This window comes from Micrococcus sp. HSID17227 (assembly GCF_003989405.1).
Lineage (GTDB): Bacteria > Actinomycetota > Actinomycetes > Actinomycetales > Micrococcaceae > Micrococcus > Micrococcus luteus.
In genome coordinates, this window is the sequence record NZ_RBLN01000244.1 from 1 (window position 1) to 3,367 (window position 3,367).

Genomic DNA, 3,367 nt, shown 5'->3' on the forward strand with positions numbered 1-3,367 from the left:
CCACCCCCACCCCGATACCTTCACCTGCTCAGCCACCCTTTCCCTCCCCGACGCTCCTCCGATCTCGCGCCGAGCGCCTGCAGCTCCGGCTCCGTGAAGGGGTCGCCCGCCAGCACGAGTGCCCCGGTCGGGGCGGTCTCCTCGATCGTCACGGTCGTCATGCCCGGATCCTGCCAGAGACGGGGACGCCCCCGCGGCCGCCTGTGGACAGGCGGGCCGCGGGGGCGTGCTCGAGACGGGTGGGGCTCAGCGGAGCTCGGAGGCCGAGGCCTCGAGGGCCTGCTTCCACTGCAGGCGCGCGTCGAGCGCCTCCTGGGCCTTCTTGACGGCGCGCTGGTCGCCCCGGGCCTGGGCCCGGGCGAGATCCGCCTCGAGCCCCGCGATGGTCTCCTCGAGCTGCGTGAGGGCGGAGTTCGTGCGGGCCTTGGTCTCCGGGTCGGTGCGGCGCCAGTGCTCGTTCTCCGCCTGCTTGAGGGCGTCCTCGAGCTTGCGGAAGCCCTCCTCCATCCGGCGGACGTCCCCGCGGGGCACGCGGCCGGCATCCTCCCACCGCCCGCGCAGCTCGTTGAGCGCGCGCCGTCCGGCCTTGACGTCCGTGAACGGGAGCAGCTTCTGGCCGTCGGCGAGGATCTGCTCCTTCACCTTCAGGTTGGCCCCGTACTCGCGGTCGATCTCCTGGTTCGCGGCCTTGCGGGCGGCGAAGAAGACGTCCTGGGCGGCGCGGAAGCGGGCCCAGAGGGCGTCGTCCTCCTTGCGGGAGGCCCGGGGGGCGCGCTTCCACTCGTCCATCAGGTCGCGGTACTTGCCGGCGGTCACGCCCCAGTCGGTGGAGGTGGACAGCTCCTCGGCGCGGGCGATGAGGCGCTCCTTGACCTGCTTGGCCTCGGCCGAGGCGGCGTCCAGCCGGGAGAAGTGGGCGCGGCGGGTCTTGTCGAACGCGGTGCGGGCGCCGCGGAAGCGCTTCCACAGGTCGTCCTCGACCGACTTGGCCAGACGCGGACCGGCCTTCTGGGCGGCCTTCCACTCCTCGAACAGCTCCGTCATGCGCTTGGACGCGGTCTTCCAGGGCATCCGCTCGGCCGGGGTCTGGGCGAAGGTCTCGGCCTCGGCGACGATGGCCTCGCGGGTGGCCAGCTGCTCGGCCTGGGCGGCCTGCCGGGCCTCCTGTTCCGCGGCGCGGTAGTCGCCCAGGAGGGTCTCCAGGGCCGCCAGGCGGGTGCGGAGGGCGTCCATGTCGCCGACCATGTGGCGCTCGTTCACCGCGGTCGTCATCTGACCCAGCGCCCGGCCCAGCTCACTCGAGGGGGCGCCGGCGGCGATGCGCTGCTCGAACAGGGCCATCTGGGCGCGCACGTCGTCGTACTTGCGCACGAAGTACGCCAGCGCGTCCTCGGTGCTCGCGTCCGGCACCTGGCCGACCGCGTGCTCCTCCTGCCCGTCCAGCAGCGTGACGTGGCCGTCCTCGCTCACCCGGGCGAACCTGGCGGCCTCCTCCACCGGGGTGGGCGGCACGGTCGGGGCCACGACGGGGGTCGGGGCGGCGGACGCGGCGGCGGGCGTCGCGGGGCGCACGGCGGCCGGGCTGGCCTTCTTCATCGCGGCCGGGGAGGGCACGGCGGGCGCCTCGGCGGGCTGGGAGGAATCACCGTGCGCCGGCGCGTCGGGGACGACCTCGGGGACGGGCCGGGCCTCGGCGGGCACGGTCGGCTCGGCGGCCTCGGCCGACGCGGGGGCGGCCTCGGTGGCGGGGGACTGCTGGTCGTCGGGCTGCATGTGATTGGTCACCGCTGGAACTCTCCCTGACTGCGCCGGCACGCAGTCGTCGAGGGATGCGGCCGGTCGGGATGGACACGAACAGGGCCAGCGTACCGGGCCGGACAGCGCCCGCGCCTAGAATGGGCCGGTGCGCCGGCGGGGGACCGTCGCGCGTCCCCGCCGTCGTCGTCTCGAAGGATCGCCATGTCCCGCAAGGCCTCCCTGTCCGGTTTCCACGAGTGGCTGCCCGCCGAGCGGCTCGTGGAGCAGCACGTGCTCGACACGCTGCGGCGGACCTTCGAGCTGCACGGGTTCGCCGGCATCGAGACCCGTGCCGTGGAGACCCTGGGCCAGCTGCTGCGCAAGGGCGAGGTGGACAAGGAGGTCTACGCGGTCTCCCGCCTGGCCGAGGACGAGGAGGTCGCCGCGGGCCGGCGCGATCCCAAGGACCCGGCCGACCCCAAGCGCCTGGCCCTGCACTTCGACCTCACCGTGCCGTTCGCCCGCTACGTCGTGGAGAACGCCGGCCACCTCGCCTTCCCCTTCCGTCGCTACCAGATGCAGAAGGTCTGGCGCGGGGAGCGCCCTCAGGAGGGCCGCGCCCGCGAGTTCACCCAGGCGGACATCGACGTCGTCGGCGACGGCGCCCTCTCGCCCCGGTACGACGCCGACGTCGCACTCGTGATGGCCGAGGCGCTCGGCGCCCTGCCGATCGGCGACTTCCTCATCCGCGTGAACAACCGCAAGCTCGCCGAGGGCTTCTACCGGGGCATCGGCCTGGAGGACACCGCCGGCGTGCTGCGCAGCATCGACAAGCTGGAGAAGGTCGGCCCGGAGGAGGTCGCGCGGCTGCTCCAGGAGGAGGTCGGCGCGAGCCCCGAGCAGGCTGCGCAGGCGCTGGCCCTGGCGGACATCCGCACGTCGGACGCCTCGTTCGTCGAGCGGGTCCGCGCCCTGGGGGTGACCCACGAGCTGCTCGAGGAGGGGCTGACCGAGCTGGCCGACGTCGTCGCCACCCTGCACCGCCGCGCCCCCGGGCGCGCCGTGGCGGACCTGTCCATCGCGCGCGGCCTGGACTACTACACGGGCACCGTCTACGAGACCGTCCTGGTGGGCCACGAGCAGCTCGGCTCGATCTGCTCGGGCGGCCGCTACGACGCGCTCGCGTCCAAGGGGAACCGCGTGTTCCCCGGTGTCGGGCTGTCCATCGGCGTGACGCGGCTGGTGATGCGCATGCTGTCCCAGCAGATGGCCGTGGCCTCCCGCTCCGTGCCGACCGCGGTGTACGTGGCGCTGACGGCGGACGAGGACTGGTCCGAGGCCCAGGACGTCGCGGCCCTGCTGCGACAGCGCGGCATCCCCGCGGAGGTCGCGGTGTCCGCGGAGAAGTTCGGCAAGCAGATCAAGTACGCGGATCGCCGCGGCATCCCGTTCGTCTGGTTCATGGGCCGGGACGATGCCGGCGCGCGGGTCCACGAGGTCAAGGACATCCGCTCCGGCGAGCAGCACGCCGCGGACCCGGCCGACTGGACCCCGCCGGCCGAGGACCTGCTGCCGCAGGTCGCCCGCGCGCAGGACTGAGCGGGCGGACCGCTGCGCCGGCCCCGGCGCG

3 protein-coding genes are annotated in these 3,367 nt (G+C 74.0%); 1 reads left to right on the forward strand and 2 read right to left on the reverse strand.

Going from position 1 to position 3,367, the window contains the following annotated elements:
- Positions 1-20: 20 nt before the first annotated feature.
- Together D8M29_RS13840 and D8M29_RS10195 are read right to left on the reverse strand one after the other, a co-directional pair.
- A complete protein-coding gene (locus tag D8M29_RS13840; protein ID WP_153240288.1) occupies positions 21-161 on the reverse strand; it encodes a hypothetical protein in 141 nt (46 codons plus the stop codon).
- 85 nt (positions 162-246) lie between these two features.
- Positions 247-1,785 (reverse strand): DUF349 domain-containing protein, encoded by a 1,539-nt coding sequence (locus D8M29_RS10195; protein ID WP_095694637.1) that lies wholly within the window; start codon positions 1,783-1,785, stop codon positions 247-249.
- Positions 1,786-1,959: 174 nt separating this feature from the next.
- Between D8M29_RS10195 and hisS the strand changes: the two genes are divergently transcribed.
- Positions 1,960-3,336: a histidine--tRNA ligase gene (gene hisS / locus D8M29_RS10200; RefSeq protein WP_095694636.1), complete on the forward strand. Its 1,377-nt coding sequence runs from the start codon at positions 1,960-1,962 to the stop codon at positions 3,334-3,336.
- Positions 3,337-3,367: the final 31 nt, after the last annotated feature.

Coding starts and splice junctions, on each gene's coding strand:
- D8M29_RS13840 (WP_153240288.1), bottom strand. CDS start 161: ATGACGACCGTGACGATCGAGGAGACCGCCCCGACCGGGGCACTCGTG.
- hisS (WP_095694636.1), top strand. CDS start 1,960: ATGTCCCGCAAGGCCTCCCTGTCCGGTTTCCACGAGTGGCTGCCCGCC.